We start from the raw sequence: 14,112 nt of genomic DNA on the forward strand, positions 1-14,112 counted from the left end.
GGGGACGGCGGCGGCACGGGCGTGTGCTCGGGGCATGACGCTGTTCGACCTGGTGCCCACGCTGGGCCGGTCCCACCCGGTGGCCCTGGAGCCCGGACTCTGGCCGCGCTCGGCCCGCATGACCGACACCGCCGACCTCGTCGTCGGCGGCGTCTCCCTGATCGCCCTCGCCCGCACCCGGGGCACCCCGCTGCACGTGCTCGACCTGGGCGAGGTCGACCGCCGCGTCGGCCTGCTGCGGGCCGCGCTGCCCGAGGCGGAGATCGCCTACGCCTGCAAGGCGCTGCTGTGCCGGGGCCTGGTGCGCCGCCTCGACGCGCTCGGCTGCGCGCTGGACGTGTGCTCCGGCGGCGAGGCCGCCGTCGCCGAGGCGGCGGGCTTCCCGGCCGCGCGGATGATCATGCACGGCACCGCGAAGACGACCGCCGACGTCGGCCGCCCGGTCGGCCGGATCGTGCTGGACCGGCCCGACGAGCCGCTGCCGCCCGCCCGCGCGCAGCGGGTGCTGCTGCGGATCGCGCCCGAGGTGGACGCCCGGACCCATCCCAAGATCACCACCGGCACCGGGGCCCAGCAGTTCGGCGTGCCGCTGGCCGAGGCCGAGGACGCCGTGGGCGCGCTGCTGGCCCGCCCGGGGGCGCACCTGGTGGGCCTGCACTGCCACCTCGGCTCCCAGGTGTTCGCCGTGGACGCCTACGAGGAGGCCGCGCGCCGCATGGTGCGGCTGCTGGGCCGCGTCCGCGAGCGCTACGGGCTGACCCTGGGCGAACTCGACCTCGGGGGCGGCCTCGGCGTGCCCTACCTGCCCGGCGACGCCGACTTCGACCTCGCCGGGTACGCCCGCAGGGTGCTCGTGGCCCTCGCCTACGAGTCGGCGAAGGCGGGTCTGCCCCGCCCCCGGCTGACCGTCGAGCCCGGCCGCTGGGTCGTCGGCCCGGCCGGGGTGGCGCTGTACCGGGTCGCCGCGGTCAAGGGCCGGTTCGTCGTCGTGGACGGCGGGATGAGCGACAACCCGCGCCCGGCGCTCTACGGCGCCCGCTACCACGCCCGGCTCGTCGGCCGCCGGTCCACTGCGGTGCTGGTCGCGCACACCGTCGTCGGCCGCCACTGCGAGGCCGCCGACGTGCTCGCCGACGTGCCCCTGCCCGCCGACCTGCGGCCCGGCGACCTGCTGGCCGTCCCGGTGACCGGCGCCTACCAGCTGTCGATGGCCTCGAACTACAACGCCGTCGGCAGGCCGCCGCTGGTCGCCGTCCACGACGGGAGCCACCGGCTGCTGCTGCGCCGGGAACGGGCGGCCGACCTCTTGCGCAGGGACGTCGGGTGAGGCTTCGATAGCGCGGGTGAACCCTGGGGACCTCCTCGCCGAAACACCCGAACCGCCCTACTACGCCGTCATCTTCACCTCGCTGCTCACCCCCGACACTGCCGGTTACGCCGAGGCGGCCGAGCGGATGTTCGAGCTCGTCAAGACCATCCCCGGCTACCTGGGCGCGGACGGGGCCCGCGACGGGGTCGGCATCACCGTCTCCTACTTCCGGGACGAGCCCGCCATCGCCGAGTGGCGGGACCACCCCGAGCACGCCGAGACCCGCGAGCGCGGCCGCGAGCGGTGGTACGAGGCCTACGAGCTGCGGGTCGCCAAGGTCGAGCGCGCCTACGGCTTCCGCAGGTCCACAGTGGACTAGACGGGGTGACGGCGGTCACCCCGCCCGCATGGTGGGCGGCCCCCGCCGCGCCAGGCATACTCCTCTCCGGAGCACGCCGAGAGGGGTTCGATGAGCACGCAGTGGGAGGAGGCCGCGCGCGAGGTCGCCAGCGCCCTGGCCGCCGACGCGGTCGAGCGCGAGGTCAAGGGCGGCGAGCCGCGGGCAGAGGTCGACCTGCTGCGCGCGCACGGCCTGCTCACCGTGCCGGTCGGCGACTGGCCGCTCGTGCACCGGGTGCTCGCCGAGGTCGCCGCCGCCGATGCCTCGGTCGGCCACCTGCTCGGCTACCACTACCTGCACGTCTGGCGCCTCGGCCTGTTCGGCAGGCCGGAGTACGCCGACGAGGCCCGGCGCGCCACCGCCGAGCACGGCTGGTTCTGGGCGGGCGTGGCCAACCCCCGCGACGACGCCCTTGTGATGTCCGAAGTGGACGGCGGCTACTTGGTCAGCGGCCGCAAGATGTTCGCCACCGGCGCCAGCGTGGCCGACCGGTTGGTGGTCAGCGCCGTGCACGGTGCGCGCAAGGTCACCTTCGTCTGCCCGGGCGACGCCCCCGGCCTGCGGCCCCTCGGCGACTGGGACAACCTCGGCCAGCGGCTCTCGGCCAGCGGCGGTGTCGAGTTCACCGACGTCTTCGTGCCCGAGCACGACATCCTCGGCGCGCAGCCCGACCCGGCCGACCCCCGCTACCCGATGGCGAACCTGCCCGCGCTCGCCTTCCAGCTCGTCCTCAGCCGGGTGCTCACCGCGACCGCCCGGGGCGCGCTGGCCACCGCCGCCGAGTACACCCGGCGGTTCACCCGCGCCTGGCCCGCGTCCGGCGTCGAGAAGGCCGTCGACGACCCACACACCCTCGCCGTCTACGGCGTCCTGACCGCCCGCACCGACGCCGCCGACCTGCTCGTCGACCGCGCAGCGGCAGCGTTCGCCGCGGCCGACGCCGAGGGACCGGCGCTGACCCCCGAGCAGCGCGGCGCGACCGGCCTGGCGATCGCCTCGGCCAAGGCGCTCGCCTCCGAGGTGGCGCTGGAGGTCACCGGGCGGGTGTTCGAGCTGACCGGCGCGCGGGCCACCGCGAACCGCTACGGCCTCGACCGCTTCTGGCGCAACGCCCGCACGCTCACCCTGCACGACCCGGCCGTCTACAAGGCGGCCGAGGTCGGCAGGCACCTGCTCACCGGCGAACTGCCCCCGGTCACCGGTTACAGCTGATGGAGCCGACCCTCGCCCACAGCGTCCGGCTCGACGACGACGGCGTGCGCATCCTGGACCGCCGCCGCTTCCCGTTCGAGCGCGTCTGGGTCCGCTGCGCCACCGCTGCCGACGTCGCCAAGGCCATCGCGGACATGGTCACCCAGTCGTCCGGGCCGTACTTCGCCGCCCTGCAGGCGATGGTGCTCTCCGCGCGGGCCGCGGCGCGCCTGCCGGACCCGCGCGCGGCGATGGCCGCCGACGCCGCGCTCATCGTCGCCGCCCGCCCGACCAACGACCACCTCGCGAAGGCCGTCGCGTTCGTCATGGACGCCTTCGACCCCGACGACGTGGTGGGCTCGGCCGAGCGCGGGGCCGCGCTCGGGGACGCGGCGTACCGCTCCCGCAGCCGCGCCCTCGGCGAGCACACCGCCGCCCTGCTGCCCGACGGCGCCCGCGTGCTGACGCACTGCTGGGCCGACCTCTACCTCACCGAGACCGTGGCCGCCGCCCAGCGGGCGGGCCGGACGCTGTCGTTCGTGTGCACCGAGACCCGGCCCTACCTGCAGGGCGCCCGGCTCACCGCGGAGACGCTGGCCGAGATGGGCGTCGACACGACCCTCATCACCGACGGCATGGGCGCGGCCGTGCTGGCCGACGGCGCGGTCGACACGCTGGTGACCGCCGCCGACCGCGTCGCCATGGACGGCAGCGTCGTCAACAAGGTCGGCACGCTGGGCCTGGCCGTGGCCGCGCATGCCTTCGGCGTGCCGTACCTGGCCATGGTCCAGTCGCCCGACCGGACCGCGGCGACCGGCGCGGACGTCCCCATCGAGCACCGCGACGGCGACGACGTGCTGCACACCCTCGGGCACCGCACGGCGAGCACCCGCGTGCGCGGCCGCTACCCGGCCTTCGACGTGACCCCGCCGCGCTTCGTCACGACCGTCGTCACCGACCGGGGCCCGTTCGCGCCCGACGCGCTCGACCGCTATTGGGAAGGATCGCAGTGACCGACACGATTGACTGGGTCGTGCTGGACATCGAGGGCACGATCATGCCCACGAGCGGCGTGCACGTGGTGCTCTACGACTACGCCCGCCCCCGGCTCGGCCCGTGGATCGACGCCAACCGGACCGACCCGGTGGTGGCGGGCGCGGTCGCCGAGATCCGCGCCGAGGCCGGGCTGCCCGAGTCAGCGGGCACCGACGAGATCGTCGCGGTCCTGCACGGCTGGATGGACGCCGACCGCAAGGCCACGCCGCTCAAGACGCTGCAGGGCCTGATCTGGCAGCGCGGCTACGCCAGCGGCGACCTGGTCTCGGAGTACTTCCCGGACGTCGTGCCCCGGCTGCGCGCCTGGCACGCCGCTGGCGTGCCGATGGCGATCTTCTCGTCCGGCTCGGTCGCCGGGCAGATCGCGTCGTTCTCCAGCACCACCGAGGGCGACCTGACCGGGCTGTTCCGCCACCACTTCGACACGGTGAACGCCGGGCCGAAGCGGGAGGCGGCCTCCTACGCCGCGATCGCCGAGGGCCTCGGCGGTCCGGCTCCCGAGCGCATCCTGTTCCTCTCCGACGTGCCCGCCGAACTCGACGCCGCCGCGGCCGCGGGCTGGCGCACGATCGGCCTGGCCCGGCCGGGCGAGCCGTACGCCGACGCCGACTTCGGCGCCCACCGCGTGGTCGCGTCGCTGGAGGATGTCGAGGTGTCCCGTGCCTGACGCCCTGGCGGCCGGGGCCGCCCTGGCCGCCGAGAGCGCCCGCTACACGGGGATGGGCTGGATGCGCGGCACGTCCGGGAACCTGTCGGTGACGCTGTCCCGCGACCCGCTGCGGCTCGCGGTGACCGCGTCCGGCCTGGACAAGGGCGAGCTGGCGCCCACGGACTTCGTCGTCGTCGACGGCGCGGGCGAGCCGGTGGACGAGCAGCCCGGCGGGCCGGGGCTGCGCCCGTCCGCCGAGGCCGGGCTGCACGCCCGCATCGCCGCGGTGTCCGGCGCGGGCGCCGTGGTCCACCTGCACATGCTGGCCCCGGTAGTGGCCGCCGAGCTGTGGCCGTGCGGGATCGTGCTGCGCGACCTGGAGATGCTCAAGGGCTTCGGCCGCTCGGCCGAGGACGACGAGGTGCGAATTCCGGTAGTGCCGAACAGCCAGGACATGCGCGTCCTCGGCGACGCGTTCGAGCGCGGCTTCGACCCCGCCACGCCCGCCCTGGTGGTCGCCCGCCACGGGGTGTACGTGTGGGGGGACGACCTGATGACCGCCCGCCACCGGGCCGAGTGCCTGGAGTGGCTGCTGCGCTTCGCCACGGAGGTGGCCCGATGACCCTGCTGACCGTGTGGCCCGACACCGACCCGGCCACCGTGCTCACCCGCACCGAGGACCCGGCCGAGATCACCGCCGTGCTGTCCGGCATCGGCGTGCGCCTCACCCGCTGGACCGTCGTGGACCTGCCCGCCAAGCCCACCTCGGATGAGGTGCTGGCGGCCTACCGGGCCGAGGTGGACGCGGTCATCGCCGCCGAGGGCTACATCCACGTGGACGCGGTCTCCATCACGCCGGAGGACACGCCGCAGTGGCGCGAGCAGGCGGCGGCCGCGCGGCAGAAGTTCCTGTCCGAGCACACCCACGACGACGACGAGGACCGCTACTTCGCGCGCGGCTCCGGGATCTTCTACCTGCACGTCGACGGCAAGGTCCACGCCGTGCTGTGCGAGGCGGGCGACCTGCTGAGCGTCCCGGCGAAGACCACCCACTGGTTCGACATGGGCACGACCCCGGACTACGTCTCGATCCGCTTCTTCCACGACGACGACGGCTGGGTGGCGTCCTTCCTGGAGGAGTCCGTCGCCCACCGGTTCCCGACGTTCGACGAGATCACGGCCGCGCGCTGAACCAATCCGGGTGCAGCGCGGCCACCAGCGACTCCTGCGCCCAGTTGAACCAGACCAGCTCGGGCGCGTCGCCGCGGACCCCGGTGCGCGGGAACGCGACGAAGCGGACCATGCCCAGCACGCCGATCCACTCGTCGGCCTCCTCGCGAGGCAGGACGTGCTGGCTGCCCGTCGAGCAGCGGTGGATGAACCGGCGGACCGCCGCGCTGTCGCCGAGCGCGGCGGTGTGGCGGGCGCGGAAGGCGTCGGACTCGGCCCGGTCGGGATAGGCGTCGGGGAACATCCGCCTTGCCACGTCCTCGCTGGTGGTCCGCCTGCGGAACAGCCCGCCGGGCTCGGCGTCGACGGCTCCGGTCTCCAGGAACCGGGCCAGCCTCTCCACGTGGTGGGTGAGGGTCGCGGCCACGTTGTCCGACATGCGGACCAGGACGCCGTCGCCGGTCGAGGCGGTGTCGAAGTAGTCGTCGGAGACGTCCGGGTTCACGCGATCACCGCGGCGTGGATGCCGTAGCGCTGGAAGCGGACCACCATCGCCTCGGCCGACTCCCGGTCGGGCAGGGCCGCGACCTGGGCGTGCCCGCGCTGGTGCACCACCTGCGCTGCGGCCGTGGCCTGCTCGGGCGGCATGCCGCAGACCGCCGCCAGCGCGTGCAGCACCACGGCGACGGAGGTGGTGTCGTCGTTCACGAGGGAAACCGGCCAGGTCACGCCCGGCAGTATGCCGTCAGGCCGAACCGAGGTTGAGCAGGGCGCTGATCTGCCCGGTGCGGGACTGCACCACCTTGTCGGCGAACTTCTTCACGTCGGGGCTCACCCCGTCGGTCAGCTCCCGCCGCGCCATCTCGACGGCGTTGTGCTGGTGCCCGGTGAGCACGCTGACGAACTGCGCCTCGAACTCGCCGTCCGGCGCGGCGGCCAGCGCGGCCAGCGACTCCGGGTCGGTGATGGGCATGCCGCCGTGGTGGGCGTGCGCGTCCGGGTTGGTGTCGACCTCGGTCGGCTGGCCCCAGCCGGTGAGCCAGGCCTCCATCTGGCCCACCTCGGTGCGCTGGGTCGCGCCGATCGCCGCGGCCAGCTGGGCGACCTCGGGGCGCACGGCGCGCTTCTCGGCCAGCGCCACCAGCTCGATGCCCTGCTCGTGGTTGGCGATCGCCATCTGCAGGTACATCACGTCGGCGAGGTTGTAGTCGCCCACGGCCGGGGACGGGGGAGGGGCCTGCACGGGCTGGTGCCCGTGCCCGGCGGCGGGCGAGGACGGCGCGAACTCGGCTGGCAGCGGGCCTGCGCACCCGGTCAGGGCCAGGACCAGGGCGAACAGCGCGCAGCGGCGCATGGGGACTCCTGGGGGGACGCCGGTGGAGCCCGCCGCGCCGCGGGCTCCACCGGGGGTGGTCAGATCCGGGCCCAGAGCGCCGGGGTCGTGTCCGGCTCCCAGCCCGCCAGTGCCGTGTGCGCCTGGAGGCAGCGGTACGAGGCGCCGTTGTAGGTCACCGTGGAACCGGCCGAGTACGCCGTGCCGACGGCCCACGTGCCGGTGGACGGCGGCGTGGTGGTGGTCGTGGTCGTCGGCGGCGTGGTGGGCGGGGTGGTCGGCGGGGTGGTCGGCGGCGTGGTGCCGCCACCGCCGATCTGCAGGTCGACGCAGTTGTAGAAGGCCATCGCGGTGTCGGCGATGTTCCAGATGGCCAGCACCTTCTGCCTGCCGCTGTAGCCGCCCAGGTTGACCTGGTGGGTCACCCGCGAGCCCGGCTGCGCGCCGTTGTCGTTGAACAGCGCGACCCGGGTGCCGCCGATGTAGTACTCCCACGTCGTGGTGCGGTGGCGGGCGGTGATGATCCAGTTGAACGTCACCGAGGAGCCCACCGAGGTCGCCCGCCACGGCTTGGAGTCGTCGTTGAGGTCGGCGAAGCGGGACACGCCGCCGTGGCAGTTGCGCTGGCCCTTCGGGCCTTCCACGCTCTGCGGCTCGTACTTGATGGACCCGCAGGACACGGTGCCCGCGGCGCACTGCGCCTGCCTGCTCGGCGGGGTCGAGATGTACCCGTGCGCCGCGGCGGGCGACGCGGGCAGGGCGATCATGATCAGCGGGCTGATGCCCACACCGGCGGCGAACATGGCCAGTTTGCGCTTGTGCTTCATTGTCTGCTCCTCCACGGGGGCGGACTGCGTTTCCGCCGGGCCGTCGCCCGGCGCAGGGGGTGGAAACGGGCAAGCAGTGGGACGCCTGCCTCCCGGAAGTACAGCTTTGGTCTAGACCATAACCAGCCTGCTGATCACCCGTCAAGACCAGCGGGCTGCTCCGGCTTGCCGTTCTTACCAGCGGGCCGCGTCGGGTGCGCCATACCGATTCGTCATATGGTCGAGGTGGTGGATCGGCGAGGCTGTCATACCCGGCGGATACGGTCGGGTAGTTTGGGACACCTGTTCGACCAGCGAGCCATTTCCCCGGGGAGCGACGAAAGTGACAGCCGAGACCCTCTACGGCGCCGACGACCTCACACACCTTGAGGGGTTGGAGGCGGTCCGCAAGCGGCCCGGCATGTACATCGGCTCCACCGACAGCCGCGGCGTGCGCCACCTGTTCACCGAGATCGTCGACAACGCCACCGACGAGGGTGTCGCCGGTCACGCGGGCCGGGTCGTGGTGACCCTGCACGCCGACGGCAGCGTCCAGGTCGACGACGACGGCCGCGGCATCCCGACCGGCGTGCACGCCAAGTCCGGCCTCTCCGGCGTCGAACTGGTCCTCACTCGCCTGCACGCGGGCGGCAAGTTCGGCGGCTCGGGGTACAAGACCTCCGGCGGCCTGCACGGCGTCGGCGCCTCCGCGGTCAACGCCCTGTCGCTGCGCTTCGACGTGCTCGTCAAGCGCGAGGGCAAGGTGCACGAGATGTCCTTCGCGCACGGCGTGCCCGGCGTGTTCGACGGGCCGGGGCCCAAGGCCAGGTTCACCCACCAGTCCGGCCTGCGCGTCACCGGGAAGATGAAGCGCGGCGAGTCCACCGGCACGTCCATCCGGTACTGGCACGACGCCCGCTACTTCGAGAACGGCGCCGCCCTCGACGTCGAGACCGTCCGGGCCAAGCTGCGCAACACCGCGTTCCTCGTCCCCGGCGTCACCTACGTGCTGCGCGACGCCACCGACGGCGCGATCGCCGAAGAGACGTTCCACTTCCCCGGCGGCCTGACCGACATGGTCGCCTTCCTCGCCCCCGACAGCGAGCGCGCGGTCTCCGGCACCCTGCTGATCGACGGCGAGGGCGTCTACCACGAGAACGCCGCCGACGAGAACGGCGTCATGCGGTCCAAAGTGGAGCGGCGCGCCGAGGTCGAGGTCGCGCTGCGGTGGGGGACCGGCTACGAGCGCACGGTCGAGTGCTTCACCAACACCATCCGCAACATGCACGGCGGCACCCACCGCAAGGGCTTCGAGCGCGGCGCGGTGAAGGCCCTGCAGGACGCCATCTCCAAGACGCGCGGACTGCTGAAGCCCAAAGAGGACCTGCCGACCCTGGAGGACGTGCTGGAGGGCATGACCGCGGTCGTGCACGTGCGCATCCCCGAGCCGCAGTTCACCTCCCAGACCAAGGACGAGCTGTCCACCGCGGGCATCACCAAGGTGATCCAGGGCGTGGTGGAGAAGCACATCCGGGCATGGACCGAGGACCGCAGGACCAAGTCCGAGGCCAAGGTCGTCCTGCAGAAGATCGTCGACGCTGGCCGCGTGCGCATCGCGCAGAAGCAGCAGAAGGACGCCGCCCGGCGCAAGACCGCGCTGGAGGGCGCGGCCATGCCCGCCAAGCTGGTCGACTGCCGCGCGACCGGGGTGGCCCGCAGCGAGCTGTTCCTCGTCGAGGGCGACAGCGCCCTCGGCTCGGCGCGGATGGCGCGGGTGTCGGAGTACCAGGCGCTGCTGCCGCTGCGCGGCAAGATCCTCAACGTGCAGAAGGCGAGCCTGGCCGACACCCTGCGCAACGCCGAGATCGCCTCCATCGTGCAGGTCCTCGGCGCGGGCACCGGCCGCACGTTCGACCTCGGCGCCATGCGCTACGGCCGCGTCATCATCATGGCCGACGCCGACGTCGACGGCTCGCACATCCGCACCCTGCTGATCACCCTCTTCGCCAAGTACATGCGCCCGGTGATCGAGGACGGCAGGCTCTACGCCGCCATGCCGCCGCTGCACAAGGTGCAGACCCGCGGCCGCAACGGCCAGACGTTCTACACCTTCACCCAGCGCGAGATGGAGCAGAAGGTCGCCTCGCTGACCAAGTCGGGCAAGCAGGTCATCACCCCCGTCCCCCGCTTCAAGGGCCTCGGCGAGATGGACGCCGACGAGCTCTGGGAGACCACGATGAACCCCGCCACCCGCTCGGTCCGCCGCATCACCCTCGACGACGCGGACGCCGCGGAGGCAGCGCTGGAGCTGCTGATGGGCGAGAAGGTCGAACCCCGCCGCAACTGGCTGGTCGACTCCGCCGCCCGCGTCGACCAGGACGCCATCGATATCTGATCCCCCGCCGTCCCGATTAGGAAGTCGCAGTTATGGCACGCCGCAAGGCAGTCTCGGCCAAGGTCGACCCCGCCGCCTTCGACCAGGCGGGGGCCCAGGTCTTCGAGAACCCGGTGAAGACCGAGATCGAGGACTCGTACCTGGAGTACGCGTACTCGGTCATCCACTCCCGAGCCCTACCCGACGCGCGCGACGGGCTGAAGCCCGTCCACCGCCGAATCCTGTACTCGATGAACGAACAGGGCTACCGCCCCACCCACGCCTACGTGAAGTCCTCGCGGGTCGTGGGTGACACAATGGGCAAGTATCATCCACACGGTGACGTGGCGATTTACGACGCCATGGTGCGGATGGCGCAGGACTTCTCGCTGAACGCCCCGCTGATCGACGGGCACGGCAACTTCGGCAGCCCGGACGACGGACCGGCGGCCAGCCGGTACTGCGTCGTCGGCGACACCCGGATCCGGCTCGCCGATGGCACCAGCCCGCGGATCGCCGACCTGGTGCCGCTCGCGCCGGACAGCGAGGCCGAGGTCGACTTCGAGGTGCTCGACAAGGACGGCAAGGCGGTCCAGGTCGATCGGGTGTTCAACTCCGGTGTCCAACCCACCCTGCGGATGCGGACGGAGGCCGGGTACCGGCTTCGCGGAAGCGAGAACCACCTCGTGTTGTGCCTCGAGGCGCCGATGGGCGTTCCCCTGTTCCAGTGGCGCAGGCTCGACGAGGTGAAGCCGGGCATGGTCGTGTGCGTCGCCCGCAACGCCTGGCAGAACGTCGTGCCGACGGCGCGCGAGTACATGCTCGGCGTCCTGGCGGGCGCGTGGGTGTCCGAGGGCTGGGCCAGTGACACCCGTGCAGGCTTCAACAACACGGACGGCTACTTCTTCGACGAGGTGGTGCACGCTTACCAGTCGGTGGTCGGCGGGCGGTACTACGTTTCCACCAGGCAGACCAAGGTCGATCGCAAGACCGTCTACGAGTTGGACATCCAGGACTGCGCAGGCGGGGTGGAGAAGTTCCGGCAGAGTCCGCTCGGTGAGTTCATCGGCGCGAAGGCCCGGGACAAATTCGTGCCGGACTTCGTGTGGCGGGCCGGTTGGGGAGTCAAGCGCGCGTTCCTGATGGCGGCCTTCGAGGGCGACGGCGGTCCGCGCGTGGCGAAGGACGGCTTCACCATCCACTACTCCACCTACAGCAGGCGCCTGGCGGACGAACTGCAGGAGCTGTTGGCCGAGTTCGGCGTGTTGGCCAGGACCAAGAGCTACTCACGGCCGAGTGGATCGGTGGAGTACCGGCTCATCGTGTCCGGCCTGCGCAACGTCCGCGCCTTCGTGGAGCGCGTCGGGTTCCTCAGGTCGAAGCAGGCCAAGGTCAAGGACCTGCTGGTGCGGTCTCCGGTGCGGCCCCACCGTCTCAGCAAGGACCACGTCCCGTTCGTCGCCGAGTACGTGCGCGACGCTCTGCCCGCGGGCCGCGGCAGCGGGCGCAAGTGGCTGGAGAAGCACAACTTCGATCGGGTCGAGCGCTGGGAGACCGAGCGTCTGCGGCTGATCGACCGGTTCAAGGACACCGAGGTCCTGGCGACCATCCTGCCGATCATGGACTCGGGCTACCTCTTCGAGCGGGTGACCGAGGTCGTTCCCGACGAACCGGCTGAGGTCTACTCGGTGCGGGTGGTCTCCGAGGACCACTCGTTCCTCGCTGGTGGTTTCGTCAACCACAACACCGAGGCGCGGATGTCGCCTGAGGCGATGTTGCTTGTCGGGGAGCTTGATGAGGACACCGTCGACTTCCGGCCCAATTACGACGGGTCGTTGCAGGAGCCGTCGGTGTTGCCTGCGGCGTTTCCGAATCTGCTGGTCAACGGGTCGTCGGGGATCGCGGTGGGGATGGCGACCAACATGATCCCGCACAACCTCGGCGAGGTCGTCGCCGCGGCGCGGTGGTTGGTGAACCATCCCGACGCCGATCTCGACAAGCTCATGGAGTTCATCCCCGGGCCCGACCTGCCCACCGGCGGGATGCTGCTCGGGCTGGACGAGGTGCGCAAGGCGTACGAGACCGGGCGCGGGATCGTGCGGATGCGGGCGCGCACGGAGATCGGGCCGCTGGAGGGGAGCCGGGGCAGGCAGGCGATCACCGTCACCGAGCTGCCCTACCAGGTCGGCGCGGAGAAGATCATCGAGAAGATCACCGACGAGGTCACCAAGACCAAGCGGCTCTCCGGCATCGCCGACGTCAAGGACCTGACCGACCGCGAGAACGGCACGCGGCTGGTCATCGAGTGCAAGGTGGGCGTCAACCCGCAGGCGCTGCTGGCCGACCTCTACCGGCTCACGCCGATGGAGCAGTCCTTCGGCATCAACAACCTGGTGCTCGTGGACGGCCAGCCGCGCACGCTCGGGCTCAAGGCGCTGCTGGAGGTGTACCTCAAGCACCGCTACGAGGTCGTCACCCGGCGCACGCGGTTCCGGCGCAAGAAGCGGGAGGACCGGCTGCACCTGGTCGAGGGCCTGCTCGTCGCGCTGCTCGACATCGACAAGGTCATCGCGCTGATCCGGTCGAGCGAGAACGCCGCCGCGGCCAAGGACGGCCTGATGAAGCGGTTCAAGCTCTCCGACATCCAGGCCACCTACATCCTCGACACGCCGCTGCGCAGGCTCACCAAGTACGACCGCATCGAGCTGGAGGCCGAGCAGGACAAGCTCCGCAAGGAGATCGCCGAGCTGTCGACGATCCTCGACGACGAGCGCGTGCTGCGGAAGGTCGTCTCCACCGAGCTCGGCAAGGTCGCCAAGGACCTCGCCGAGGAGCGCCGCACCGCGCTGATCGACGGCGACCTCAAGGAGGTGCTCGCCGCCAGCAAGCCCGCGGGCCCGCTGGAGGTCGCCGACGACCCGTGCCAGGTGCTGCTGTCGGCCACCGGCCTGATCGCCCGCACCGCGGCGGAGTCCGAGGAGTCCAGCGAGGCCCGCAGGCGCAACGGCCGGGCCAAGCACGACGCCGTCTCCGCGATCGTCCACACGACCGCGCGCGGGCAGGTGCTCCTGGTGAGCAACCGCGGTCGGGCGTTCAAAGTGGACGTTCTGCCGCTGCCAGTGCTGCCCGAGCAGAGCGGGACGGTCTCGCTGTCCGGCGGCATGGCGGCCGGGGAGGTGGTCCCGCTGGAGAAGGGCGAGCGGGTGGTGGGCATCGCGCCGCTCGGGGAGACGTCGTCGCCGGGCCTGGCCATGGGCACGCGGCAGGGCGTGGTGAAGGTGTGCGCGCCGGACTGGCCGGTGCGGTCGGACGAGTTCGAGGTCATCTCGCTGCGCGACGGGGACGAGATCGTGGGCGCCACCTGGTTGACCGACGGCGCGGAGACGCTGGCGTTCGTCACCTCGGACGCGTCGCTGCTGCACTACCCGGCCGGGCTGGTCCGCCCGCAGGGCCTCAAGGGCGGCGGCATGGCGGGCGTCAACCTGGGCAAGGACGCCCACGCCGTCTTCTTCGGCGCGGTCCGCACGGACGACCCCGACCACGGCGAGCCGATGGTCGTCACCGCGACCGGCACCACGGTCAAGGTCACCCCGCTGGCCAAGTACCCCACCAAGGGCCGCGCCACGGGCGGCGTCCGCGCGCACCGGTTCCTCAAGGGCGAACACGCCGTCACGCTGGCCTGGATCGGCCCCCGCCCGGCGGGCATCAGTCGCAACGGCTCCGCCGTCGAACTCCCCGAGCCCGACCCGCGCCGCGACGGCAGCGGCTCGGCGCATCCGGGGCCGGACATGGTCGGGCACCTGATCGAGCGGGATTAGCGCGGG

Annotated in this window: 13 protein-coding genes; 9 read left to right on the plus strand and 4 right to left on the minus strand. The window is 72.2% G+C overall.

Features of this window, described 5'->3' with window-relative positions; translation table 11 throughout:
* Positions 1-34 precede the first annotated feature (34 nt).
* The 7 genes from lysA to Actkin_RS13155 all read left to right on the plus strand — a co-directional run bounded on the left by lysA (position 35) and on the right by Actkin_RS13155 (position 5,796).
* Entirely contained in the window at positions 35-1,327 is a 1,293-nt protein-coding gene (gene lysA, locus Actkin_RS13125; protein WP_258907391.1) for a diaminopimelate decarboxylase, read from the plus strand.
* Positions 1,328-1,343: 16 nt separating this feature from the next.
* Positions 1,344-1,688, plus strand: a complete 345-nt coding sequence (locus Actkin_RS13130; protein WP_258907392.1) for an antibiotic biosynthesis monooxygenase family protein — start codon at positions 1,344-1,346, stop codon at positions 1,686-1,688.
* Between the two features lie 90 nt (positions 1,689-1,778).
* On the plus strand, positions 1,779-2,921 hold the full coding sequence (locus Actkin_RS13135; protein ID WP_258907393.1) for an acyl-CoA dehydrogenase family protein: 1,143 nt from the start codon (positions 1,779-1,781) through the stop codon (positions 2,919-2,921).
* The gene (locus Actkin_RS13140) at positions 2,921-3,913 is read left to right on the plus strand and encodes a translation initiation factor eIF-2B alpha/beta/delta subunit family protein (RefSeq protein WP_189212891.1); all 993 of its coding nucleotides are present in this window, start codon (positions 2,921-2,923) and stop codon (positions 3,911-3,913) included. Before Actkin_RS13135 ends, Actkin_RS13140 begins: the two co-directional genes overlap by 1 nt.
* Positions 3,904-4,623, plus strand: coding sequence for an acireductone synthase (mtnC, locus tag Actkin_RS13145; RefSeq protein ID WP_396122985.1), 720 nt, complete (start codon positions 3,904-3,906; stop codon positions 4,621-4,623). The genes Actkin_RS13140 and mtnC overlap by 10 nt, the downstream gene beginning before the upstream one ends.
* The gene (gene mtnB / locus Actkin_RS13150; protein WP_258907395.1) at positions 4,616-5,227 is read left to right on the plus strand and encodes a methylthioribulose 1-phosphate dehydratase; all 612 of its coding nucleotides are present in this window, start codon (positions 4,616-4,618) and stop codon (positions 5,225-5,227) included. Before mtnC ends, mtnB begins: the two co-directional genes overlap by 8 nt.
* Positions 5,224-5,796, plus strand: a complete 573-nt coding sequence (locus Actkin_RS13155; protein WP_258907396.1) for a 1,2-dihydroxy-3-keto-5-methylthiopentene dioxygenase — start codon at positions 5,224-5,226, stop codon at positions 5,794-5,796. The genes mtnB and Actkin_RS13155 overlap by 4 nt, the downstream gene beginning before the upstream one ends.
* On the opposite strand, the gene Actkin_RS13160 is transcribed toward Actkin_RS13155, so the two are convergent.
* From Actkin_RS13160 to Actkin_RS13175, 4 genes are read right to left on the minus strand one after another with little or no spacing between them, the layout of a single operon-like run.
* On the minus strand, positions 5,780-6,280 hold the full coding sequence (locus Actkin_RS13160) for a DUF2017 family protein (RefSeq protein WP_258907397.1): 501 nt from the start codon (positions 6,278-6,280) through the stop codon (positions 5,780-5,782). The two genes, Actkin_RS13155 and Actkin_RS13160, sit on opposite strands and share 17 nt — an antisense overlap.
* Positions 6,277-6,504 carry an ATP-dependent Clp protease adaptor ClpS gene (locus tag Actkin_RS13165; RefSeq protein ID WP_189212896.1) on the minus strand — a complete coding sequence of 76 codons (228 nt, stop codon included), beginning with the start codon at positions 6,502-6,504 and terminating at the stop codon, positions 6,277-6,279. Before Actkin_RS13165 ends, Actkin_RS13160 begins: the two co-directional genes overlap by 4 nt.
* Positions 6,505-6,520: 16 nt before the next feature.
* The gene (locus Actkin_RS13170) at positions 6,521-7,129 is read right to left on the minus strand and encodes a DUF305 domain-containing protein (RefSeq protein ID WP_258907398.1); all 609 of its coding nucleotides are present in this window, start codon (positions 7,127-7,129) and stop codon (positions 6,521-6,523) included.
* A gap of 59 nt (positions 7,130-7,188) precedes the next feature.
* The gene (locus tag Actkin_RS13175; protein ID WP_189212898.1) at positions 7,189-7,935 is read right to left on the minus strand and encodes a lytic polysaccharide monooxygenase; all 747 of its coding nucleotides are present in this window, start codon (positions 7,933-7,935) and stop codon (positions 7,189-7,191) included.
* Positions 7,936-8,257: 322 nt separating this feature from the next.
* On the opposite strand from Actkin_RS13175, the gene Actkin_RS13180 reads away from it, so the two are divergent.
* Positions 8,258-10,309, plus strand: a complete 2,052-nt coding sequence (locus Actkin_RS13180) for a DNA gyrase/topoisomerase IV subunit B (RefSeq protein WP_189212899.1) — start codon at positions 8,258-8,260, stop codon at positions 10,307-10,309.
* A 32-nt stretch (positions 10,310-10,341) separates the two neighbouring features.
* Complete coding sequence (locus Actkin_RS13185; RefSeq protein ID WP_258907399.1) at positions 10,342-14,106, plus strand: DNA gyrase subunit A; 3,765 nt, start codon at positions 10,342-10,344, stop codon at positions 14,104-14,106.
* The last annotated feature ends 6 nt before the right edge of the window (positions 14,107-14,112 follow it).

Source organism: Actinokineospora sp. UTMC 2448, from assembly GCF_024760565.1.
Lineage (GTDB): Bacteria > Actinomycetota > Actinomycetes > Mycobacteriales > Pseudonocardiaceae > Actinokineospora > Actinokineospora fastidiosa.

Coding starts and splice junctions, on each gene's coding strand:
- Actkin_RS13135 (WP_258907393.1), top strand. CDS start 1,779: ATGAGCACGCAGTGGGAGGAGGCCGCGCGCGAGGTCGCCAGCGCCCTG.
- lysA (WP_258907391.1), top strand. CDS start 35: ATGACGCTGTTCGACCTGGTGCCCACGCTGGGCCGGTCCCACCCGGTG.
- Actkin_RS13175 (WP_189212898.1), bottom strand. CDS start 7,935: ATGAAGCACAAGCGCAAACTGGCCATGTTCGCCGCCGGTGTGGGCATC.
- Actkin_RS13140 (WP_189212891.1), top strand. CDS start 2,921: ATGGAGCCGACCCTCGCCCACAGCGTCCGGCTCGACGACGACGGCGTG.
- Actkin_RS13170 (WP_258907398.1), bottom strand. CDS start 7,129: ATGCGCCGCTGCGCGCTGTTCGCCCTGGTCCTGGCCCTGACCGGGTGC.
- Actkin_RS13155 (WP_258907396.1), top strand. CDS start 5,224: ATGACCCTGCTGACCGTGTGGCCCGACACCGACCCGGCCACCGTGCTC.
- Actkin_RS13185 (WP_258907399.1), top strand. CDS start 10,342: ATGGCACGCCGCAAGGCAGTCTCGGCCAAGGTCGACCCCGCCGCCTTC.